The organism is Nocardia aurantiaca (genome assembly GCF_009708175.1).
In the GTDB taxonomy this organism is placed as follows: domain Bacteria; phylum Actinomycetota; class Actinomycetes; order Mycobacteriales; family Mycobacteriaceae; genus Nocardia; species Nocardia aurantiaca.
Window position 1 is genome coordinate 407,846 of the sequence record NZ_WMBB01000001.1, and the last position, 21,501, is coordinate 429,346.

A 21,501-nucleotide genomic window follows, 5' to 3' on the forward strand; every position below is an offset into this window, starting at 1 on the left:
ACGGAAGCGCACCCGCCGCCGGCGGTCTCCCCGCCCGGCCGGCATCAGTTCGATTGCTTCGAACGCGCGGGTCGTGCAAGGACGTTCGTCACGGCCCGGATGTTATCGGCCAGTAGATCTTTCGAGAGCTCGCTGTGACTGGTCCGGTCAGAGCGCTCCGCGGCAGATGCTCGGAGTCATCGGTCTATGACCGCGCCCGTGCTGGTCAAGGTCCGTGTGTGGCGTCTATGTCATGTACTAGCGTCCATGCGGCGGCGAACAATCCGATTCCGAATACCAGCGCGCCATCTATCAAGGCCGGTGAATGAACGGCAACGGATCTACCTGACCGTGCTGTTTCACGCAGACCAGGACATCGAGGAACACCGGCACCGAATGGCCGCCACCGGCCGCTGGGATTCCTCGCCCGCGCGTGACTGGCGGCGTATCGCGTTCAACAACGCCTACGGCCCGGTCGCGAGCGCGCTGCGGGCCCGCGGCGTCTACGACTCCGGTGCCGGTTCGACCTTGGCGGCGCTGCGCGAGCGGGGTTTGATCACCACCGAGACCGCGCCCGGAATTCTCCGCGACCCGGGTCTCGGTATGGCTCACCAGAGCAGGCCGTGCCGCCGCCCGCGCAGGCACCGGCACCCGACCCGCGCGAAATAAGCCACCCAAAGGCATACTGGCAGAACGACTCTGGAGACAACTGGCCGTTATCGCCCGGGCTGAGCGTGACGGTACCCGCTGCCAGCAGCTGCACGGCGAGAACCATTTGTACCTGTGCGTCGGCTACGAGCAGTACCATAGCCGCGGCTACCTCGAACCCCGCCACGATGGACCGACCGCCCGGCACTACTACGTGTTCACCGGGACCGGGCGCACGCACTACTGCGAGCACGTCGACACCTACCGGCAGCTCTATCCAGACGTGGACGCTCCCCACTCGCCGAAACCGATACATGACCACCTGGCCCCGCCGAACGGCGAGTCAGATGTGGATACCCGGCCCAGGTGTGCCGGCCGGGTCGGTGCCCGCTGGTGTCGTCAGTGTGGCCGGTGATGTCGTCGGCGCGGCCCGGATTGGAGCGCGCCGATTCCCCGCCACCGTCCCAGCGGCGGTCAAGGGGACGGCGATCGCCCAGGCGTGGACGCCCCATCGTCGGCGGCATGGGTCAGCAATGCGTCGACGCGCACCTGGACTCCGTGTCGCGCGCGTCTACTCTGGTCTCGGCAAACGCCACGCCCCCGAAACTTGGGGCGGGTAGTTGCACCCCGCCTGTGGGACCGTCTTCTACGGCCCCTTTGATGGGGAATTCTGTTGACACATGGAGAGCTTCGCCATGATCGACTCGAAGAAGTTCGCTGCGGCGGCACTGACATCCGGTGCGCTGATCGCCGCCATCGGCCTCGCGGCGCCCGCCGCACAGGCGGACATCAGCGGCGTGGACGTCGCACCGGGACTCAGCTTCGGCAGCTCGGGTTCCTACGGCACTGGTTGCTCGTACAAGGTCACCGCAAGCGCCCCACCGGACGACGCGCTGATCTTCGTGGACGAAACCGCGAACGATCGCACTACCCAGACGCTCAACCCGCACTACTTGGCCACCGATGTCGACGGCAAGGCAACCGTCACCTGGACTCCGGCAGTAAAGGGCGCGCACCGCATCTGGGTGATCGAAAACCACCCAGGCGCAACACCGGTCACCGCATCGGTGACCGTAGGCACCGGCATCCAACTTGGTCCCGCCTGCCTCGTACTCCCGTAACCACACCTTCCCTGCTCGAGCGCACGAGCCTGTCGACAAGAGCCCACACCGACAGCGGTCAGCGATCCGCCTAAAGCCGGCCGGATTCGGAGGCCCGGTGTGCGCTCACGTCGTGCGGGCGCCGAGGGTATCGGCGATGAGCGCGTCGGTGCGGGTGAGCCAGTCGTCCATATGGGCCAGAACGGCGTCGAGTCGGTCGTCGACGTCGGCGAGGAGTTCGGCGTCGCGGCGGCGGGCGGCGGTGCCGATCTCGTAGTAGTCACGGCTGAGCTCGATCTCGACGATCGGCTCCGGCTCCGGGGTCGGCGCCGGATCGCCGGAAGCCGTTGTGCGCGAACGGGTCCGGTAGCGCACGGGCTGCCCGGACAGGTGGCGTGTGATGACCGCGCTGATCGAGTCGACGCCGAGGGCGGGCAGGGTCGGCGGCGCGCCGGGGGTGTCGGTGTGCGGGGTGGGTGCGTAGCCGTGGCGGTCGAGCAGCACGAACAGCGGCTGGCCGGGGTCGACGGAATCCAGGGGACCAGGTCCGCCGCTACGACGCCTGGTACCGCCACATCACCCTCGCCCTGCTCGCCCACACCTACCTGGGGTTCCGGTAGCAATCGCCGAAAATCCGGCGAAGTTCTCGTACTGAGCGAGGCCCCCTATGGGTTTCGGCGGGGCGGGCTTGGACATCGGTGCCCGTCCCGGCCGGTTGGCAGGGGCGGGCACCGATGTGTGGTCAGCGTCGGCGCAGCCAGAGCCTCACGACGCACACCATGGTGGTGGACATCAGCACGACGGGCAGACCGCATGGGATCCTGGTAGTAATCGCGCGAAGAACAACACATATGTCTGGACCAGCAGCGATGGCGGTAGTTTTCGCCGGAAATCGGGGGATCAGCTGTAATCCCATGCCTTGCAACAGGTTACGCAATCGACACTAATGAGCCAGAAAGGGCCAGTGCCGCCCGTGCTGTCGTCTCCTTCGCACCAGATGCGAGATCGCCACAGTTCCGCAAGGCGGGGGTTCACCGGAACAGGTCGCGGAACACCCGTGACCAGCAACGGAAGAGCGCAGTGCGGGTGTTCCACTGGTCAAAGGTCATACGGAACACCAACCCGAAGGTTCTCAGCGCACACCCAGCGGGTACGGCCGATACGCCGGTCTGCGCATCGGCGAACGCTGCGCACTCGACATCGGCGACATCGCCCTGTCGGCGCGCAAATGCGTGATCACCGTCCGCAAGGGCAAGGGCGGCCGGTACCGGGAAATAGCTGATCCAGAGCCGTCTAGGTGCCGGAGGTGGGAGGTGTGCGGTACCAGGTTTGAACGTCGGCGAGGGTGGCGGCGGTCGCGTTGACCAGTGGTGCGCCGAATTGTTCGGTGTCGCCGGTGGCAATCACGAACCGGGCCGGCGCGGAGCCGGTGACAACGAGGGCGTAGGTGCCGGCCTGCGCGGCCGAGGCGGTGTCGGCGAGGGTTAGGTACGAGGTCTGGGTGAACGGTTCGAAGAAGGGGGCGCGCGCGGTGTTATCGAGAGTGGTCACGGCTCCGTCGGGGCCGAGGATCGACAGTCGGGGCAATTGCGGGACTGATAGCTCGTTCTCGGGGGCCAGATCGGGAATGAGGAGCTGGGCATGGAAGGGCTCGCCTCCGGAGAGTTGGATGCGGACCGCGCGTGTGTCGCCGACCGCGCTGGTTCGGCCGTAGAAGGCGAACGAGACGGTTCCGATAGGGGCGAGTGGACTCGTGTCGAGGGCGTCGACGGTGTCGTCCGAGCCGAGCAGGACCGGGGTGTGCGCGGCGGCCGGAGCGGCAAGGCCCACCAAGGCCAGGGCGCTCGCGACGACAGTGAGAATGCGCCGCCGCGGTGCGCGTGGTCGAACTGTTCTCGGTGTGTCAGGATCTGCGTGATCGCCTCCTCGACTCCGGTTCCGATGCTGGTCGGCACCGGGATATGGACATCGCGCGGCAAAAGACGGACGGCTGGTCATCGGCTCATCCTCCCGGCGCTGGCAATGTTGCGCAGGCACCTCGACGAGCACGCTGCCTCCATCGGCCAACAGAAACGCACCAATTCCGTCATCGCGCCACCTCGCTATCTCGACGAATGCGCCTGCTTACCCCCACCGCCTGGTTCCTGCACCAACCCAACCCAACGGACGCTATCGATGCCAGGCGGCCTCCACTGGTAAATGTCCTCGCTGCCGCCGATCATTGCACAGGGCCGAAAGCCTCACAGCAACAGGACTTCAGCACCGAAACCGGTCGAGGGCCAGACCGGCAGGGCGGTGACCTCGGTCGCCAGGTACCACTGCTCGGGCTCCCTTTCCGACACACCTTGAGACGCTCACCCAACGCAGTCGGTCAGCCAGAAGAATTGATCGCCGACGGGTGCGTCAGATTGGGGTCTACCCCAACACCACAGCCCCACATGCATTCAGAGGGGTCGCGCTGGCCGCTTCGGTCAGCGCGGTATGCGGCAATAGAGTGCGTTCGGTGCGTGTGTACGCGCTGATCGAGGAGTGAGACGAGCCCATGGTCGCCAGCGGGTCGGCACGGTTGATGAAGATGATCACGGTCCGTCTCACTGAGCGGCTGGCCGCCGCGGGCTTCGCCCCGTCGCTGCTGCCCGAGGGCCTTTCGGCGGTAGAGCCGGGCAAGCGCTATCCGCGCTACCGCAGGGAATGGTTTACGTCCTCCGAGAGCCACGATACCCAGCTGAGGCGGGCGATCGAGGTCTACATGCTGCGCGACCATGGCGGGAGCGTGGGTGTCGAGAGCCGTGCAAGGTTGATCGCAGACCCGGTCGCTCGTGTGCGAGCGGAATTGTCGGCCGCGGCGTTGGAAAGCACTGCCAAGGTGCGGTTGCCGGGGTGCCTGGAGACGGTTGAATTCGGGTTCTTTCAGCATCCGAATTACCCTGGGCAGGCAACGGTTTGGATCAGCGTCGAGCACGATGTCGATTACGGGGTGGACCGGATCATGGACATGATGCGTGGTCCGGTCGCTCGATGGTTCGAACAGCGTGAGAGTCTGGCGCAGCTTGTGAAGCTGGCGCACACACCGAACTTGACGGACGCGGACAGATCCAATCCGGATGCTGGGCGGTTGCGCGATGTCGTGATGTTGGCGTTGTCGCAGGGACATGCCGGGGAGGCGGTGTCGTTGATGGAGTGGTACTTGCAACGAGACCGGTTCCACAACTGGGATTCTCTGGAACGAGTGTCCGTTTTCGACGCGGAGATGTCGGTTCGTTTCGCTGAGTACGCCGACCTGCGTCGTGGCGGGGGCTCGCGGTCCTGAGTGTCCGGGAGCGCGATCTGACAAATCCGGTCACGCGTGGCCGGGTCCGTCTTCGCTGGTCTGCCCCCTTTCCATTTTGGGTCCAGTGCGTCCATGCCCTTGTCGTTGAAGTCGTGGATCAATTGCCGCACATACGCTTCCGACACTTGCATCAGCTTCGCGATCAGCCCCACGGGCTGATGCTGGCCCGAAGCCATCACCACGATCGCCCGCCGCATCCGGACCGGCTGCTTACTACGCCGCCCGATCTGAGCAGAGCTTGCGGCCTTCCTCCGGCGTGAGGGCCCTGACGAACAAATCCGGCTTACGAGCCACCGGCACCACCTCCACCGGCAGCATCACCGGTCACCGGCCCCACCACCCCGGACAGTGGTTACCGCTTCAACCTTCCGAGACGAGGCACTAGTTGGTGAAAATTCTTGCGGCAACATGTGGATGGGAGCTGAGTGATGTGTTAACCTCGCTCAGCGTTGCCGATTGGGGAGTGCAACCATCTAGGGGGAATATTAAAATGCTGAATGGCATTCGTAGGTCTGTCGTGTTCTTGGTGATGGCGATCGTCGCCTTGGTGATGTCGGCGACCGCTTCCGCTGACGGGACGCAAATCCGCAGCGGAATGAATGGCTACTGTCTCGATATTCAAGGGGCCAATCCGAACCCAGCGTCGGTGGTCACCTATTATTGCAACGGCCAGAGCAATCAGGACTGGTACTGGGACGGCACCCAGATTCGCAGCGGAATGAACGATTTCTGCCTAGATATCCAGAGTGGCAACACCAGTGCGGGCGCACCGGTTGTCAGCTACTACTGCAATGGTCAAGCCAACCAGTCCTGGTACCGAGACGGCTTGCAGATCCGTAGCTACTTCGACGGCATGTGCCTCGACATTCAGAATGGCAACCCGGACCCGGCTCCCGTGGTCGTCTACCCGTGCAACGGCCGGCCCAGCCAGGTCTGGCCCTGACAGTACCCCGCCAGCAGTAGCGAGAGACCTGGGATGTCCTGGGTCTCTCGCTACTTCTTCTTACGGACAGAACACACCGAGCTGACAATTCGCTACCCGACCGGCCGTTCCCGAGTATTGCCATTGCACCCCAGTAGATTCCACACCCTTCTTCAGGAACCCGGTCTCGTCGACAACCAGCACACCGTCCGCATCGCCCAGGTGCTCGACGGCATACGCCCGCGCACCTCATCGCGGACTCCGTCGACGTCCCACGCCGCCTTGCTCAGAACCTCTGCATCCCATTCGGCGTCTGATCACCCCCGGCTTCGGGCAAGGTCCAGCCGTTTCCCCGCAAGCGGTGCCAGCAGGCCCCGCACATCGGCTGGTCCGACATCCCTGATGAGAACGCGCAGCGCCCTACTTGGGGTTCCGGACTGGCAGGGGCCGGTATTCAGGTAGTCGGTGTTGGGGGTTCGGGCAGGATCGTGTCATGGGGATGGACAAAGCGCGGATGCTTCGGGGCGAGTTGTATCGGGACAACGATCCGGAGCTGGTGGCTGAGCGCCGTGCGTGTCAGATGTTGCTGGACCGATTCAACGCGACTCGATCAGGCGAGGATTCCGAGCGCCGTGGGATCCTCGCGGAGTTGCTCGGCACTATCGGCGAGTCTTCGTGGATCATGCCGAGCTTCCAGTGTGACTACGGCCATCTGATCAGGGTGGGCCGCAACAGTTTCCTGAACTACGACGTGATCGTGATGGACTGTGCTCCCGTCGTCATCGGCGATGATGTATCTATCGGTCCGCGTGCGCAGTTGCTGACCGCCCTGCATCCGATGGATGACCATGAACTGCGCCGTCAGCGCTGGGAGACAGCAACTCCGATCGCCATCGGCGACAACGTGTGGCTGGGCTGCGGCGTCATCGTCTGCCCCGGTGTCACGATCGGCTCGAATACAGTCGTCGGTGCCGGCAGCGCGAAAGACCTTCGCGCGCAGGTCTTCGCTGCGGGAAATCCTTCCAGGATCATCCGAAAGCTCTAGGAGGGTCCTGGCTGTCGCCGCACTTCGCACTCAACTCGGCATTACGGTGCGTTCGTCCGGCCTCGGATCGCCGCGGCCAGTTGATTTTCCAATGCCCCGCGCTGGCCGGTTCGGTCAGCGCGGTATGTGGCAATACAGTGCATCCGATACGGTTGGAACCCATGCCGTCCAGGCCCTACAGTGCCCCAAGGGTTTTCATGCTTGGGGCTGCCCGGCTCAGGATCCGAAGCTGCCGGCGGGAATGGAGCCGCCGCCCCCACAGCCGGCCTGAGAAGGCGGCGGGGTCGGCGTACCGCTGGGGGCAGGTTGGACAGTGACGGTCAAGGTCTTGGTGTCCGAGCCCCGCTTGGCCTGCAGGGTATGTACTCCAGCGGCGATTGGGATCCAACTGGTCGACGCGACGGTTTCTTCGGAAGTCATGATCGGGTAGTAACCGACGCACTGCCCGTTGTCGTAGAAGTAGATCGTCGTCCCGTACCCGGAGGAACCGACGTATGGACCGAGCGGGCCCCCGTACGCGATGCTCGGATCGTCGCGAAAGGGATCCCACAGGTAATAGGTCGTCCCCACCTGCAATTGTGCTGGATCGCCTTGGATCGTCAGCGGCGATTCTGCCGACGCGGGCGCCGCCGTCAGGCTCACCGCCACGCTCGCGGCCACCAATCCCTGTGCGGCCCAGCCGATTCGCTTCAATACCAGGCTCATGGTCAAGGGTCCCTCCCGCTGCTTCCCTCGCGCCGTCGCGAGGACACCGAACACTAACGCCCCAAGTATGTGAATTGGTGAGATTTCAGATATCGCCATCGACTGGACGATCACCCGGCCAACGGGGGTGTTGACACTGTCGATGGGTGGTGTCGAGGACCCGGCCACCGGGGGTTCTTCGTGCGGCAGCTGATCCCCGGACGAGGAGCCGACAACGTCGTATCAGCTCGGACACCGGCAATCTGAAATCCCGCCCACGATCGACGCGCTCATCGGCACAAGAGGATGTCCTGGGCCGCAGTCGGTCTCGCTACCGGTCGCGCCCGGTCTGGCCGATTCGAACCGCGCGGTTTGCGGCTACTCGAGACTGGTGTCGGTCGGCGTGTGCCTCCATCGGAGGTGCGATCTCGGTTTCGGCCGATGCGGTTGACGGTTTGTCCTTCTGGGCAGGGGATTTCGGGCCTTCGGACGAAGGGACGTAGGCGAACGGGTTGGTCATGGTCGGCTCCTGGAAGGCGGGGGAGGCGAGGCGGATGGGGGTGGGGATGGGAAGGGTCCGTGACCAGCCTTGGTCGTCGCGGATTTCGAGCAGTTGGGTGCGGGCGCTGCAGTTGTGGGTGGTGTGGCCGTGGCCTGGGGTGCAGTGCGCGTGGCGTTGGAGGAGCGCTCGGACTTCCAAGGAGGTCAGCTGGCGGGTTGTGGGGATTCTGTAGTGCGAGACGGCGGAGAACATGTCGTCAGTTGGCGCGGTGGCGGCCGTGTCGGCGGTGGCGGTTGTGCAGGGGGACGCGAGGGAGGTGGTGGCCGCCCGCGACGAGGAGCGCCTCATTCGGCGCGGGCGGGGTTCGCGAGTAGTTGTCGGAGACTCCCCAGTGGACGGTTGCTACGAGGAGTACGCATGACAGGGCAATCAAGAGCAACGACCATGTATCCAAGGGCATTACGACCATCTCCTTGTCGATGGTGTTCGCGGGACCGGATTTGGTGTCGGCTCGGATGCGCGCTGTCCTCGCCTGGTGCTATCGCCTAGTAGACACCGGGATCCGTTCTCGTGAAACGCACACGGGCGAACCTCTGTGAAATAAGCTGGAATTGCATTGCGGAACGTTTCATCGCGTATCAACCCAGATAGCGAGAGTAACGAAATGGCTGGATCTACCATCCCCAGAAGGGCGTTCGGTCGCTTTCTCCGTGTGCTGCGCGAGCGAGCGCAGAAAAGTATGTTGACTGCCGGTCTGGCAATAGATGTCTCGCCGCCAACGATCCTGAGGCTCGAGGATGGCCTGCCGTCCAAGGTTTCGACACCGCAGATCGAGAGGCTGCTCGACCTCTATCAGGTGACGCCTGCTGACCGCAAAGAAGCGCTCGAGATGTGGGAAGTGGTGAAGCGGCAGGACAAATTGGCCAAAGTGCAGGGAACGAACAAGGGGTGGTGGCAGGGGTACAGCGATGTGTACAAAACGTACTTCGATCACTACCTCCGTCTCGAAGCAGCGGCGACGCGCATGACATCCCACCAGCTGGTTCTCATGCCGGGCATCCTGCAGGTACCGGAGTATCGCCGGGCTCTCATCCACACCTTCGTCCCCGGGCTGTCCGCAGTCGATGCTGAACGCCTGCTCGAGTTGGCCGCCCGTCGGCAAGAGCGCCTCATCGATGATGATCTGAATCTTGTTGCGCTACTGTCTGAATCTGTCTTGCTGCATCAGCCCGGTGGCTCGCGTGTGCTGGTCGAACAACTGCGCCATCTCGCCGAGATAAGTGAGCGTCCGAATGTTTCGATCCGGGTTGTCCGCCATAACGTCGGTACCTACCAGGGGCACGTTGTCCTCTCGTTCACACTTCTCGAATTTCCGCCCATGGCAAGCAGATTGGTCGAACCTCCTGTTGTCTATGTCGAGGGTGCTGAAGGCGCGCTCTACCTCGAGCGGGACGACGTGATCGATCGCTACAGACAGGCGATATCGGGTATCCAGGCGGTAGCGTTAAGTGAAGAAGACACCAGGGATCTGGTGCTGAGGACGGCGAAGGAGTATTCGGCGTGACCGTGAAACCGCCGATGGGCAAGTGGTTCAAATCGAGCCGGTCACCTCAAGCCAACGAGTGTGTCGAGATATTCCTCGGTGACGACCGTGTCGGGGTGCGGGACACCAAGGACCATGGACGGGGACCGGAGTTGTGGTTCACCGCTCGCCAGTGGGACACCTTCCTCACCAGCGGCATCTGGAAGCGCTGAGCCGCTCGATTGGTCGTCGCCGCGTCCTGCACGCTACCGTGACGGCTCATCCGAAATGGGTGGTTACGGGGAGGGTTCCGGATGCGTTGGGTGGCGGCGGTTTCGGCGCTGTTGTTGGCCTTGTTCACCAGCGGGTGTGGGCTGATCGGCGGTAGCTCGAATGCTCTGCAGCAGGGGGATTGTCTGAAGAAGGACGGCGACGAGAGTTTCGCCAAGGTGTCGTGCTCTGGTTCGGATGCCGGGTTCGTCGTCCTCGAACGGGCCGGAAGCGGCAAGGCGCACGACAAGTGCGTGGATGTCGCGGGCACCGAATACGTGTACTACGACAGGGGAGACGGTTCCGTGTGCGTGGGGATCAAGGGCGCGGACACCGCGCATGCCGTGAACGCCGCGCAGAAGGGCGACTGCCTCACCGATACCAGCGGCAGCACTGTGCAGAAGGCGGATTGCCGGGACCGGACCGCCGTCTACCGCGTCCTGGACCGTATCGCCACCACCGGTTTCATGCCGGAAGCGGATTGCAAGAAGGTCGCGGGTACCCAGACGACCTACAGCTACATCCTGAAGTCCAAGAAGGGTATCAACGCACTCGGCACGGGCATCGTATTCTGCTTGATCGCAAAGGATTCGGATCCGACACGCACGATCGACAACGCCAAGGTCGGCGATTGCCTGAAGAAGTCCGGTGCGAACGACGTCGAACTCACCCCTTGCTCCAGCCCCGACGCGGACTACAAGATCCTGAGCTCCCAACTCGACAAATCCCTGTGCGACAGGGTCTCCGGATCCATCGCCTCCTACACCTACCAGCGCCCCGGCCAGATCATGCCAAATGTCTTCTGCCTCGGCTCTGCCCACTGACACAATGCGACATGATCTCGGTACGGAGTATGGGCATTCTGGGGGTTGTCGCTCCGCCGCGGCCCGTGGTTCGAGTGAGGGCGAAGACCTGACCCTCCCCTCCACGTCGCGGCCAGGGCCTCGCCGGGAATAAATCCTGTCAACGCGGTGATCGGTCGAGCAAGATCTCGGACTGTCCCAACCTGGTGGTAGCCTCTGGCGCTCTACCCCCATTGCGGGGTAGTCCGAATCTCTCACGCGCGCAAAGGGTTCACAGATGCAATTCGGCGAGGTCGTCGAAGTCGAGATGCCGACGCTCGCCGCGTTCGTGAAGCGGCTGCGGCACCGGCGCGGGTGGACGCAACGGGAGTTGGCACAGCACGCGCATATCGGGATCGGCACGGTGCAGAAGCTCGAGCAGGGCGATAAGGTCAGCGTCGGCGATCGGGCGCTATCCGTGCTCGCCGAAGCGGTCTGCGACGACGAGCATGAGCGGGCGCATCTGCGGGCGCTGGCGGGACGGCCCGATCTAGGCCTCGGTGAGGTTGCCTCGGCCGCTGATATGGCGGCGCTGCTCGACCAGCTCACGTCGATTCCGGCAGCGTGGATGGTGGATTGGACCATTGTCGCGGCGAACGATCGATACCGTCAGTTGTTTCCGGGACTGGCCGAGGCGAAATCGTTGCCGCACTGGATGTTCGGAGATCCGCGCGCCAAGATGGTCTTGCCGGGCTGGCAGTTCGAGGCCACGGTCATGACGGGACTGTTGCGTCACTACTCCGCGGTCGTACCCGGCGGCGGTGTCACCGGCGAGATCGTTCGAGAGCTGATGGCGAGTAGCGGTGATTTTCGCCGGCTCTGGGATTCCGGTGCCGTCTATGTCCGTCGGCCCGACGTCGACCGCCGGATCTGGTCGCCGCACACCAGAACGATGATCGTGCAGCGGGATTCTCTCATTCCGGCGGCGTCGGGTTGGCTGGTCATCGGCTTCCTGCCGGGCGACGGGGACTGATCAGGCCGGGAGGCTGTCCAGGAATTCCCTGATCTCGGGGGTCACCAGCTCAGGGTGGGTGAGGTTACAGATATGGGTGGCCGTGTCGGCGGAGATGGTCTTCACCCGCGCCGGACCGCCCAATCCCGCGGCGAGATCGGACATGTGCTGATGGCTGAACGCCTGGTCGCCGATGCCGCGCAGCAGCAGCGCGGGCGCCTTGATCTCCGCCAGCAATTCCGTCAGGTCCTCGCGGTCGATGAGGCAGCGGGCGGCCTGTGCGAGCCGGCCGCGGTCGCTCGCCCGCCACTTCTCCACCCACGGGCGCTGGTGACTGTCGCGGTCGCCCCCGATCATGACCGCGGCCATCGGCAGCGCGATGTCGTCGATCGGCACCGCACCCCCGACCCAGCTCTTGACAATGACCCGCTCGTAGCCTTCCCGCTCCTGCTCGGTATAGGCGGCGGCGGTGGTGCCGATCAGCACCAGCGCGCGCGTGCGATCGGGCTGGAGCAGCGCCATCCGCAGGGCGGTGAAACCGCCCTGTGAGAGGCCGCCGAGCACCAGGCGATCCAGGCCGAGCGCATCGGCGACCTTCCAGGCGTCCCAGGCGAGATCCCAGTAGGTGAACGGGTTCCCGGAATCCTCGGTGCGGCCGTGACCGCGTGCGTCCACAGCGATGACGCGATAGTGGTCGGCCAGCTCTTCCAGCTGTGGGAGCCACATCTCGGCATCCATGAAGAACCCGTGCCCCAGCATCAGAGCCGGGCCGTCGGTCTCGGTATCCAGGTAGTGGATCTTGATCCCGTCATCGGTGGTCACGGAGGGCACCGGCCCAACCCCCTTGCCATATCCTCGAATTCGTGTGCTGAGCCGCCAGATTAGCCGGATCGCAACGGGTATGGCACGCTGGCGCGGGATTGGTCGCTTCTGCTGGCAGGCGCTTCGGTGTGGTTGGTCGAACCGGTACGACGGTCGGTAACGGATTCAGCGCTTTGAAGTCGTCCGCGTCGCGTGCCGCCGGTCCGAGACAGGACTGCGGCGGATCAGTCGGCGGGGGCGACCAGCACGGTGCGCGCGAACTGCGCTGCCTCGGCGTTGTATTGGAATCCCATGCGGTGGATGTCATAGTGCCGCATGTTCATTCGGTCGAAGGGGTCGATGGTTCGCTCGAACGAGCGGCTTCGCAGGTGGGCGATGGTGAGGGTATCGGTCGGCAGTAGGGACATCGGCTGCAGCAGCTCGAGCAGGGTGGGTTCGACAGTGTCGGTGAGGCCCGCCGCCACGGTGACGAGGAACAGCTGGGCGGCCACGTCTTCGACCCGCGCGGCTTCGGCGGCGGTGCGCTGGGCGAGGTGTTGCCACAGCGCGACCGGGTCTGCTGCCAGTGCCATGCCCACCCGCGTCGGCCGGAGCTTGCCGTTGCGCTTGAAGAGCAGGCCCAGGCGTTGGGCGGACTCGCGCAGCAGGAGCACCGGGGCCGTCTGGTCTTCCCGATTGCCCTTGCCGATCCAATCCCGGTCCATGCCCAGCTCGGTGTAGACCGCGGTGACCACACTGGGCGGAAGATAGCCCGCGCTCGTCAGTGTGACTCCGCTGCGGCCGATCAGATCGAGCAGCGTTCGATACGGCGTAGTGGCCGCCGCCGCAACGGACGGATCGACCGGAAGCCGAGTATCCAGTCCGGCGCGATCGATGAGGCTCTGCAACGTCCGGCGTCGGCGGGGCGGGAGATAACGCAGTGTGCTGACGACATCGCGCATCACGTCGGAAAGCGCTGCGTCCGAAGCATTGTGGGGGTCGATCGGCCGGTTCGGTTCCGCGCTCAGTTCCAGACTGGACAGCGTTTCGTTGACCTCGGCGGCAGAGAACTCGCGAACCGACGGAATCTCCGTATCACCGTAGTATTCCGCGAACTCGGCGATCGTCCGCGCATGCTCCGGGTGTGCCGCGTCATTCGCCGCCACCAACTGCGCCAACCCGAAGGTGCCACCGCAATCCTCCAGCGGATGCGGGCCCGCACCGTCCACACAGATCGCGAGCGGGGCTGCCGCCTCGTGCGCCAGCACGGCCTCCACGGTGAGCGTCACGTGCCAGTCATCGCCGAAGTCGTAGCAGTAGAACAACTTATCGCCGATATCGACCAGCACCTCATCCAGCCGGACGCGCTCCTCGGGGACGCCGGCTTCCCCCTCCTCGACCTGAAACGGGCACAGATAGTATTCGGTCCGCCGATCGTAATACTCTGGGCCACTGCCGAATTGGTGCAGGTGAGCATCGTCCCAGTCGAAGACGGCCTGCAGCACATCGTGCACCTGGTCGAGATAGAGCCCCGAGAACAACTCCAGTCGCCGCCACACCTGTGGCGCGGTGTCGTCCAACGCGGCCCGCACCCGGTAGGTGACCGACTCGGCCCGCCGCCCCCGTCGCCGCGACGGCACGGCCGGGCGTTCGAAGAACTGAGGGCCCGATGCCGTCAACGTGTCGACCAGCTTCTTCGCCTGCTCAGCAGGCAGTTGGGCGAGCATGTCGTGGAGCGGGCCCTGGCCGGTCATGGCCCGCAGAGTACGTCAGATTGCCGCCGTGCAGTAGCCGGCGTCGAGGTCGTAGACCGTGTACGGCCCGAAGCCGTGCACGTGGGCGACACTCACGGCGTCCTTCCTTCCCGGCTGTGCACCGACAACGACAGGTCGGTCGTCATTGCCCCGATTTGGTCGCTGATCAGCCCTTGTCTACACTAGACCGGTTGCTCGGGCACCCCTGTGTCCACACGCGCCCCGCGCGTGTGTGGCCTCTGCCCGGGCGCAAGCGTTTTCTCCGGTCGGGCATCCCCGGCTGGACCGCCCCGAATTGTCGTAGGCCCACGACCGCCGATCTCTGACGGTGCTGAATGGGAACCGCGGCGAGAAAGGTAACGGTCAATCACATGACCATGACTGATCCGATCGCAGACTTCTTGACCCGTCTGCGCAACGCCAACTCGGCGTACCACGATCAGGTGAAGGCTCCCCACTCGAAGCTCAAGGCGAACATCGCCGAGATCCTCAAGCGCGAGGGCTACATCGCCGACTACCGCACCGAAGATGCGCAGGTCGGCAAGACCCTGATCGTCGACCTGAAGTACGGCCCCTCGCGTGAGCGCTCCCTGCAGGGTGTGCGCCGCGTGTCGAAGCCGGGTCTGCGGGTTTACGCGAAGTCCACCAACCTGCCCAAGGTGCTCGGCGGCCTGGGCGTGGCGATCATCTCCACGTCCTCGGGTCTGCTCACTGACCGTCAGGCCAAGCAGCAGGGCGTGGGCGGCGAAGTCCTCGCCTACGTCTGGTAAGGGAGGTAGGAACAATGTCGCGTATCGGTAAGAAGCCGATCCCGGTTCCCGCCGGCGTCGAGGTGACCATCGACGGCCAGAACATCACGGTGAAGGGTTCCAAGGGCACCCTGTCGCACGTGGTCGCTGAGCCGATCACCGTCGCCAAGGCCGAGTCCGGTGAGCTGGAGGTGATTCGTCCCAACGACGAGCGCCAGAACCGCTCGCTGCACGGCCTGACCCGCACCCTGATCAACAACATGATCATCGGTGTGACGCAGGGCTACGAGAAGAAGATGGAAATCTTCGGCGTCGGTTACCGCGTGCAGGCCAAGGGCTCGAACCTCGAGTTCGCCCTCGGCTACAGCCACCCGGTTCCGGTCGACGCGCCCGAGGGCATCACCTTCGCGGTGGAATCCCCGACCAAGTTCTCGGTGTCCGGCATCGATAAGCAGAAGGTCGGCCAGATCGCCGCGGTGATCCACGGCCTGCGTAAGCCCGATCCGTACAAGGGTAAGGGCATCCGCTACGCCGGCGAGGTCGTTCGCCGCAAGGTCGGAAAGACGGGTAAGTAAGCCATGGCACAAACCGAAAAGCAGAAGGCCGCTCGCAAGCCGATCGGTAAGGACGTTTCGACCGCGCGCCGCCTGTCCAAGGCGCGTCGTCACTTCCGTCTGCGCAAGAAGGTCGTCGGCACCACTGAGCGTCCGCGCCTGGTGGTCAACCGCTCCTCGCGCCACATTCACGCTCAGCTGATCGACGACTCCGCCGGCAAGACCATTGCCGCCGCGTCGACCATCGAGGCCGATGTGCGTGCGCTCGAGGGTGACAAGTCCGCCAAGGGCGCGAAGGTCGGCGAGCTGCTCGCCGCCCGCGCCAAGGCCGCCGGCGTCGAGGCGGTCGTGTTCGACCGTGGTGGTCACGACTACCACGGCCGGATCGCGGCCCTCGCCGATGCCGCCCGTGAAGGTGGGCTGAAGTTCTGATGATCAACACTGCGAATGGAAGGAACGTCTGATGCCGGGACGTCAGCGGCGTGACGGCGGAAACGGTCCCGCCGGACAGAATGGTGGCAGCGAGCGCGATCAGCGTGGTGGCGGTCGCGACCGCCGCGGCGGTGACCGTCGCGAACAGGCCGCCGAGAAGAACCAGCTCGAGCGCGTCGTCGCGATCAACCGCGTCTCCAAGGTCGTGAAGGGTGGTCGTCGCTTCAGCTTCACCGCCCTCGTGATCGTCGGTGACGGCAACGGTCTGGTCGGCGTCGGCTACGGCAAGGCCAAGGAAGTTCCCGCGGCCATCCAGAAGGGCGTCGAAGAGGCTCGCAAGAACTTCTTCCGCGTTCCCATGATCGGCTCCACCGTCACCCACCCGGTTCAGGGTGAGGCGGCCGCCGGTGTCGTCATGCTGCGTCCGGCTTCGCCCGGTACCGGTGTGATCGCCGGTGGTGCGTGCCGTGCCGTGCTGGAATGCGCCGGCATCCATGATGTTCTGGCCAAGTCGCTGGGTAGCGACAACGCCATCAACGTCGTGCACGCCACCGTGGCTGCGCTCAAGCAGCTGCAGCGTCCGGAAGAGGTCGCCGCTCGCCGTGGTCTGCCGCTCGAGGACGTCGCCCCGGCCGGCATGCTGCGTGCACGCGCGGGACAGGGAGTCTGATATGGCACAGCTGAAAGTGACCCAGGTCAAGTCCAGCATCGGCGCCAAGGCGAATCAGCGGGAGTCGCTTCGCACCCTCGGGCTGCGCGGTATCCGCAAGTCCGTGGTGCGTGATGACAACGCGCAGAACCGCGGCCTGATCAACGTCGTGCGCCACCTCGTTCAGGTTGAGGAGGTCTAAGCATGACCATCAAGTTGCACCACCTGCGTCCTGCCCCGGGTGCCAAGACCGAGAAGACCCGTGTGGGTCGCGGTGAGGGCTCCAAGGGCAAGACCGCGGGCCGCGGTACCAAGGGTACGAAGGCTCGCAAGAACGTCCCGGTCCGCTTCGAGGGCGGTCAGATGCCGATTCACATGCGTCTGCCCAAGCTCAAGGGCTTCACCAACCCGTTCCGCACCGAGTACCAGGTCGTGAACGTCGGTGACATCGCCCGCGTGTTCCCCGAGGGCGGCACCATCGGCAAGGCCGAGCTGGTCGCCAAGGGCCTCGTTCGCAAGAACGAGCTCGTGAAGGTGCTCGGCGAGGGCGAAATCGCTGTGGCCGTTGCGGTCTCGGCCGATAAGTTCTCCGGCTCCGCCAAGGAGAAGATCGCCGCAGCGGGTGGCAGCGCCACCGAGCTGGCCTGACGGTAACCTGAAATAGCAGTGGGCACCGGGTGAGTCGCGAGCTCGCCCGGTGCCGCTGTTAAAGTTCAAGTGTTGTCTGCCAACACCGTCATGGGTACGGCGTTCCCAAATCGCTGAATCCGTGGCCTGACCCATGTCGTTAGCCAGGAGGATCTGTGCTTTCCGCCTTCGTGTCGGCTTTCCGGACCCCGGACTTACGGCGGAAGATTCTCTTCACGCTGGGACTGATCGCGCTCTACCGGCTCGGTGCGTCGCTGCCCTCGCCGGGCGTGAGCTACAAGAACGTTCAAGAATGCATCAATCTGGTCAACGGCGGTAATGACGCCGGCATCTACCAGCTGATCAACCTCTTCTCCGGCGGCGCGCTGCTCCAGCTGTCCGTGTTCGCGATCGGCATCATGCCGTACATCACGGCGAGCATCATCATCCAGCTGCTGACCGTCGTCATTCCGCGGTTCGAGGAACTGCGCAAAGAAGGCCAGTCGGGTCAGAACAAGATGACCCAGTACACGCGGTATCTGTCGATCGCGCTGGCCGTGCTGCAGTCGACCGGTCTGGTCGCGCTCGCCTCCCGCGGTCAGCTGCTGCGTGGCTGCCAGAAGGACATTCTCGACGACACCTCGATCTTCGGCATGATCATCATCGTGCTGGTCATGACCGCGGGCGCGGCCCTGGTCATGTGGTTCGGCGAGCAGATCACCGAGCGCGGCATCGGCAACGGCATGTCGCTGCTGATCTTCGCGGGTATCGCGGCGCGAGTGCCGTCGCAGGGCAAGCAGATCTACGACAGCCGCGGCTTGATCACCACCATCCTGGTCGGTGTCGCCGCCCTGGTCGTCATCATCGGCGTCATCTTCGTCGAGCAGGGTCAGCGCCGGATTCCGGTGCAGTACGCCAAGCGCGTGGTCGGCCGGAAGATGTACGGCGGGTCCTCGACCTATCTGCCGTTGAAGGTGAACCAGGCGGGCGTAATCCCGGTCATCTTCGCGTCCTCGCTGCTGTATCTGCCGAACCTGGTGGCGCAGTTGACCCAGAAGAGCTCGGGCAACCCCGCCAAGTGGCAGGAGTTGATCCAGAAGTATCTGGTCAACCCGACGAACCCGGTCTATGTGGGGATCTACTTCGCCCTGATCGTGTTCTTCACCTACTTCTATGTCGCGATCACCTTCAATCCGGAGGAGCGCGCGGACGAGATGAAGAAGTTCGGCGGCTTCATTCCGGGCTACCGCCCTGGCCGGCCGACCGCCGATTACCTGAACTTCGTCCTGAGCCGGATCACCCTGCCCGGCTCGTTGTACCTCGGTGCTGTTGCTGTGCTGCCGAATCTGCTGCTGGGCATCGGCTCCGGCGGAGGCGGCATGTCGAGCCTGCCGTTCGGCGGTACCTCGGTGCTGATCATTGTGAGCGTCGGCCTCGATACGGTGAAACAGATCGAGAGCCAGTTGATGAACCGAAACTACGAAGGGTTCCTGAAGTGAGACTCGTACTGCTCGGACCGCCCGGTGCCGGCAAAGGCACCCAGGCCGAACTGTTGTCGGAAAAGCTCGGTGTTCCGCACATCTCCACCGGGAACCTCTTCCGCACCAACATCGCGGAGCAGACTCCGCTGGGCCGTGAGGCGCAGCAGTACCTCGACGCCGGCAACCTGGTCCCGTCGGACGTGACCAACCGCATGGTCGAGGCCCGCATCGCCGAGCCGGACGCCGTCAACGGCTTCATCCTCGACGGCTACCCGCGCACCGTGGATCAGGCCGAGGCGCTGGAGAAGATGCTCAAGGAGTCGGGCAAGGAACTCGACGCCGTCATCTCCTTCGTGGTCGACGAGGACGTGGTGGTCGAGCGCATGCTGGCCCGCGGACGCGGCGACGACACCGAAGAGGTCATCCGCAACCGCATGCGCGTCTACCGCGAGGAGACCGAGCCGCTGCTGGAGCACTATGACGGCCAGGTCGTCTCGGTCGAGGGCATCGGCGATATCGCCGAGGTCAACGAGCGGACGCTGAAGGCCCTAGGTCGCTGAATGGTCTTCGGCCGTAAGAGCAAGCGGGTGGTGCCCTTCCGGACCGCCGGTGAACTGGACGCCATGGCGGCGGCCGGCGCCGTCGTCGGCCGCGCGCTGGTGGCGGTGCGCGCCGCCGCCAAGCCCGGCGTCTCCACCTGGGAGCTGGACGAGGTCGCCGAACAGGTGATTCGTGAGGCGGGCGCGATCCCGTCGTTCAAGGGCTATCACGGTTTCCCGGGCTCCATCTGCTCGTCGGTGAACGACCGTGTGGTGCACGGCATCCCGTCCAAGGACGAGGTGCTGGCCGAGGGCGATCTGGTGTCCATCGACTGCGGCGCCATCCTCGACGGCTGGCACGGCGACTCGGCGTGGACCTTCGGCGTCGGCACCATCATCGAGGCGGATCGCCTGCTCAGCGAGGCGACCCGGCTGGCGATGGAGGCGGGCATCGCGGCCATGCTTCCCGGCAACCGTCTCTCGGATGTCTCGCATGCCATCGAGCAGGGCACCTACGCCGCCGAGAAGGAGCACGGCCGCAAGTACGGCATCGTCTCCGGCTACGGCGGCCACGCCATCGGCCGCGAGATGCACATGGACCCGTTCCTTCCCAACGAGGGCGCGCCCGGCAAGGGTCCCGAGCTGCGCGTGGGCTCGGTCCTGGCCATCGAGCCCATGCTCACCCTCGGCACCACGGAAACCTATGAGCTGGACGACCATTGGACCGTCGTCACCGACGACGGCACCCGTGCCGCCCACTGGGAGCACACGGTCGCGGTCACCGAGAACGGCCCGCGCATTCTGACCCTGCGCCCGGAGTAAGCTCCGCCCCAATCGATCACGCCCATTCCGGCCCGCTGGAATGGGCGTGAGTCGTTCGGTCCGGCTGCAGCCACTGACAGCTGGATTCAGAACAGTCGAATATGCCTGACCCCCACCAGGATCCGCCGTAGCTCGATGCGGAGTCTGCCGTCGGTGTTCGGGGTCAGGGTAAGGCCGGAGGCGGCGGCGATGTGGTCGGCGACCTCGCGCAGCGAGAGTTCATCGGTGTGGATGTGTTCGGCGAATTCCGGTCGATTCAGGGCACTCAGGCAATGATCCACCCGATCGATGGCGAAGCTCTCGTGCCGCAGCCCGCCGAGCGCCCGTTCCCGCAGCCGCCGCACCACCGTCTCCGGACGCGCCATGAGCGCGAAATGCCGTACGTCGTGACCCTTTTCGCGCAGCCGCCCGACTGTTTCCGCGAAGTAGACCGGCTCGACCACCGTCATCGGCGCGATCACCGGCCCGCCGTGCTTGCTCAACACCAGATCGAGTGTCTCGAAGACGCCCTGTCGCCAGGCCGGTAGGTCCTGGAAGTCGGGTCGAAGCTCCTTGGGGATAACCCGATGCAGCCCGAACCCGACCTCCTCGGGATCGCATACCAGGCTTCCGGGCAGCCGCCGATGCAACTCGAACGCGGTGTGCGTCTTCCCTCCGCCGAAGGGCCCATTGATCCACAGCAGCATGCCCGCCACCCTAGTCGCGGGCGTCGTTGTCCCTGGTCAGCTTTCGAGCAGGATGGTGACGGGGCCGTCGTTGACGAGCTCGACATGCATATGCGCCCCGAACCGTCCGGTGGCGACCATCGCCCCGAGTGCGCGCAGCGCGGCGGCGAACGTATCGACCAGCGGTTCCGCGACCGGCCCGGGAGCTGCGGCGTTCCACGATGGGCGACGGCCCTTCGTGGTATCGGCGTAGAGAGTGAATTGGCTGATCACCAGAATGGGCGCGGACAGGTCGGCGGCGGAGCGCTCCCCGTCCAGAATCCGCAATCGGAACAGTTTGTCGGCCAGCGCTTTCGCGGTGGCCTCGGTGTCGGTGTGGGTGACGCCGACCAAGGCCACCAGCCCGTGGGGCGCGCCGTGCGCGGCCGGATCGATCCGTCCGACCACCTCGCCGTCGACCGTCACCTGAGCCGATGTCACACGCTGCACCAGTACTCGCATGATCATCGATCTTCCCAGATGGCCGAGCCGCGCTGGCTTGGCTACCCTGGGGCAGCCGCGCATGCCCCGAATTTCCTTGTGCGCCATCGGGAGTTCACGACAGTAGGCTGTGCTGGCATCTACAGCTGGC

General features: G+C 64.8%; 25 protein-coding genes and 2 pseudogenes. 18 read left to right on the forward strand and 9 right to left on the reverse strand.

Annotation, left to right across the window (positions count from 1 at the left end; translation table 11 throughout):
• Positions 1 to 300 precede the first annotated feature (300 nt).
• Positions 301 to 648, forward strand: coding sequence for a hypothetical protein (locus GLP40_RS01715; RefSeq protein WP_154786013.1), 348 nt, complete (start codon positions 301 to 303; stop codon positions 646 to 648).
• 674 nt (positions 649 to 1,322) lie between these two features.
• Positions 1,323 to 1,748, forward strand: a complete 426-nt coding sequence (locus GLP40_RS01720) for a hypothetical protein (protein ID WP_154786014.1) — start codon at positions 1,323 to 1,325, stop codon at positions 1,746 to 1,748.
• A 105-nt stretch (positions 1,749 to 1,853) separates the two neighbouring features.
• On the opposite strand, the gene GLP40_RS01725 is transcribed toward GLP40_RS01720, so the two are convergent.
• On the reverse strand, positions 1,854 to 2,231 hold the full coding sequence (locus tag GLP40_RS01725; protein ID WP_154786015.1) for a hypothetical protein: 378 nt from the start codon (positions 2,229 to 2,231) through the stop codon (positions 1,854 to 1,856).
• A 789-nt stretch (positions 2,232 to 3,020) separates the two neighbouring features.
• Positions 3,021 to 3,557 (reverse strand): hypothetical protein, encoded by a 537-nt coding sequence (locus tag GLP40_RS01730; protein WP_154786016.1) that lies wholly within the window; start codon positions 3,555 to 3,557, stop codon positions 3,021 to 3,023.
• Between the two features lie 712 nt (positions 3,558 to 4,269).
• On the opposite strand from GLP40_RS01730, the gene GLP40_RS33130 reads away from it, so the two are divergent.
• Complete coding sequence (locus GLP40_RS33130) at positions 4,270 to 5,037, forward strand: hypothetical protein (RefSeq protein ID WP_196054514.1); 768 nt, start codon at positions 4,270 to 4,272, stop codon at positions 5,035 to 5,037.
• Between the two features lie 89 nt (positions 5,038 to 5,126).
• On the opposite strand, the pseudogene GLP40_RS34995 reads toward GLP40_RS33130, so the two are convergent.
• A pseudogene (locus GLP40_RS34995) lies at positions 5,127 to 5,255 on the reverse strand (helix-turn-helix domain-containing protein); the annotation flags it as partial.
• Between the two features lie 293 nt (positions 5,256 to 5,548).
• Here GLP40_RS34995 and GLP40_RS01740 point away from each other — a divergent pair.
• On the forward strand, positions 5,549 to 6,001 hold the full coding sequence (locus tag GLP40_RS01740) for a lectin (protein WP_154786017.1): 453 nt from the start codon (positions 5,549 to 5,551) through the stop codon (positions 5,999 to 6,001).
• Between the two features lie 69 nt (positions 6,002 to 6,070).
• On the opposite strand, the pseudogene GLP40_RS01745 reads toward GLP40_RS01740, so the two are convergent.
• Positions 6,071 to 6,335 (reverse strand): annotated as a pseudogene (locus GLP40_RS01745) (transposase); the annotation flags it as partial.
• Positions 6,336 to 6,473: 138 nt separating this feature from the next.
• Between GLP40_RS01745 and GLP40_RS01750 the strand changes: the two are divergent.
• Positions 6,474 to 7,025, forward strand: a complete 552-nt coding sequence (locus GLP40_RS01750) for a sugar O-acetyltransferase (RefSeq protein WP_154786018.1) — start codon at positions 6,474 to 6,476, stop codon at positions 7,023 to 7,025.
• A gap of 216 nt (positions 7,026 to 7,241) precedes the next feature.
• Here GLP40_RS01750 and GLP40_RS01755 read toward each other — a convergent pair whose 3' ends face one another.
• Positions 7,242 to 7,730 (reverse strand): hypothetical protein, encoded by a 489-nt coding sequence (locus GLP40_RS01755; protein WP_154786019.1) that lies wholly within the window; start codon positions 7,728 to 7,730, stop codon positions 7,242 to 7,244.
• Positions 7,731 to 8,875: 1,145 nt separating this feature from the next.
• Between GLP40_RS01755 and GLP40_RS01760 the strand changes: the two genes are divergently transcribed.
• The 4 genes from GLP40_RS01760 to GLP40_RS01775 all read left to right on the forward strand — a co-directional run bounded on the left by GLP40_RS01760 (position 8,876) and on the right by GLP40_RS01775 (position 11,818).
• Entirely contained in the window at positions 8,876 to 9,775 is a 900-nt protein-coding gene (locus GLP40_RS01760) for a helix-turn-helix domain-containing protein (protein WP_154786020.1), read from the forward strand.
• Positions 9,772 to 9,966, forward strand: a complete 195-nt coding sequence (locus GLP40_RS01765) for a DUF397 domain-containing protein (protein ID WP_328289565.1) — start codon at positions 9,772 to 9,774, stop codon at positions 9,964 to 9,966. Before GLP40_RS01760 ends, GLP40_RS01765 begins: the two co-directional genes overlap by 4 nt.
• Positions 9,967 to 10,047: 81 nt before the next feature.
• Positions 10,048 to 10,827: an LppU/SCO3897 family protein gene (locus GLP40_RS01770; RefSeq protein ID WP_154786021.1), complete on the forward strand. Its 780-nt coding sequence runs from the start codon at positions 10,048 to 10,050 to the stop codon at positions 10,825 to 10,827.
• A gap of 256 nt (positions 10,828 to 11,083) precedes the next feature.
• A complete protein-coding gene (locus GLP40_RS01775; RefSeq protein ID WP_154786022.1) occupies positions 11,084 to 11,818 on the forward strand; it encodes a helix-turn-helix transcriptional regulator in 735 nt (244 codons plus the stop codon).
• On the opposite strand, the gene GLP40_RS01780 is transcribed toward GLP40_RS01775, so the two are convergent.
• Both GLP40_RS01780 and GLP40_RS01785 read right to left on the reverse strand, forming a co-directional pair.
• Positions 11,819 to 12,619 (reverse strand): alpha/beta fold hydrolase, encoded by an 801-nt coding sequence (locus tag GLP40_RS01780; protein WP_154786023.1) that lies wholly within the window; start codon positions 12,617 to 12,619, stop codon positions 11,819 to 11,821. It abuts the gene before it with no gap.
• Positions 12,620 to 12,843: 224 nt separating this feature from the next.
• Positions 12,844 to 14,352, reverse strand: coding sequence for a plasmid pRiA4b ORF-3 family protein (locus tag GLP40_RS01785; RefSeq protein ID WP_154786024.1), 1,509 nt, complete (start codon positions 14,350 to 14,352; stop codon positions 12,844 to 12,846).
• Positions 14,353 to 14,723: 371 nt separating this feature from the next.
• On the opposite strand from GLP40_RS01785, the gene rpsH reads away from it, so the two are divergent.
• The 9 genes from rpsH to map all read left to right on the forward strand — a co-directional run bounded on the left by rpsH (position 14,724) and on the right by map (position 20,205).
• Entirely contained in the window at positions 14,724 to 15,122 is a 399-nt protein-coding gene (gene rpsH / locus GLP40_RS01790) for a 30S ribosomal protein S8 (RefSeq protein ID WP_154786025.1), read from the forward strand.
• A 14-nt stretch (positions 15,123 to 15,136) separates the two neighbouring features.
• Entirely contained in the window at positions 15,137 to 15,676 is a 540-nt protein-coding gene (gene rplF, locus GLP40_RS01795; RefSeq protein WP_154786026.1) for a 50S ribosomal protein L6, read from the forward strand.
• Between the two features lie 3 nt (positions 15,677 to 15,679).
• The gene (rplR, locus tag GLP40_RS01800; protein ID WP_154786027.1) at positions 15,680 to 16,087 is read left to right on the forward strand and encodes a 50S ribosomal protein L18; all 408 of its coding nucleotides are present in this window, start codon (positions 15,680 to 15,682) and stop codon (positions 16,085 to 16,087) included.
• Positions 16,088 to 16,118: 31 nt separating this feature from the next.
• Positions 16,119 to 16,757 carry a 30S ribosomal protein S5 gene (rpsE, locus tag GLP40_RS01805; RefSeq protein ID WP_154786028.1) on the forward strand — a complete coding sequence of 213 codons (639 nt, stop codon included), beginning with the start codon at positions 16,119 to 16,121 and terminating at the stop codon, positions 16,755 to 16,757.
• 1 nt (position 16,758) lies between these two features.
• On the forward strand, positions 16,759 to 16,938 hold the full coding sequence (gene rpmD, locus GLP40_RS01810; RefSeq protein WP_154786029.1) for a 50S ribosomal protein L30: 180 nt from the start codon (positions 16,759 to 16,761) through the stop codon (positions 16,936 to 16,938).
• A gap of 2 nt (positions 16,939 to 16,940) precedes the next feature.
• Positions 16,941 to 17,384, forward strand: coding sequence for a 50S ribosomal protein L15 (gene rplO, locus GLP40_RS01815; RefSeq protein ID WP_154786030.1), 444 nt, complete (start codon positions 16,941 to 16,943; stop codon positions 17,382 to 17,384).
• A gap of 155 nt (positions 17,385 to 17,539) precedes the next feature.
• Complete coding sequence (gene secY / locus GLP40_RS01820) at positions 17,540 to 18,862, forward strand: preprotein translocase subunit SecY (RefSeq protein WP_328289566.1); 1,323 nt, start codon at positions 17,540 to 17,542, stop codon at positions 18,860 to 18,862.
• Complete coding sequence (locus GLP40_RS01825; protein WP_328289567.1) at positions 18,859 to 19,404, forward strand: adenylate kinase; 546 nt, start codon at positions 18,859 to 18,861, stop codon at positions 19,402 to 19,404. The genes secY and GLP40_RS01825 overlap by 4 nt, the downstream gene beginning before the upstream one ends.
• A complete protein-coding gene (gene map, locus GLP40_RS01830; protein ID WP_154786031.1) occupies positions 19,405 to 20,205 on the forward strand; it encodes a type I methionyl aminopeptidase in 801 nt (266 codons plus the stop codon).
• An 86-nt stretch (positions 20,206 to 20,291) separates the two neighbouring features.
• Here the strand turns inward: map and GLP40_RS01835 are convergent, their stop codons facing one another.
• Together GLP40_RS01835 and dtd are read right to left on the reverse strand one after the other, a co-directional pair.
• Positions 20,292 to 20,891 carry an AAA family ATPase gene (locus GLP40_RS01835; RefSeq protein ID WP_154786032.1) on the reverse strand — a complete coding sequence of 200 codons (600 nt, stop codon included), beginning with the start codon at positions 20,889 to 20,891 and terminating at the stop codon, positions 20,292 to 20,294.
• A 36-nt stretch (positions 20,892 to 20,927) separates the two neighbouring features.
• Positions 20,928 to 21,371, reverse strand: coding sequence for a D-aminoacyl-tRNA deacylase (gene dtd, locus GLP40_RS01840; protein WP_154786349.1), 444 nt, complete (start codon positions 21,369 to 21,371; stop codon positions 20,928 to 20,930).
• Positions 21,372 to 21,501 lie beyond the last annotated feature (130 nt).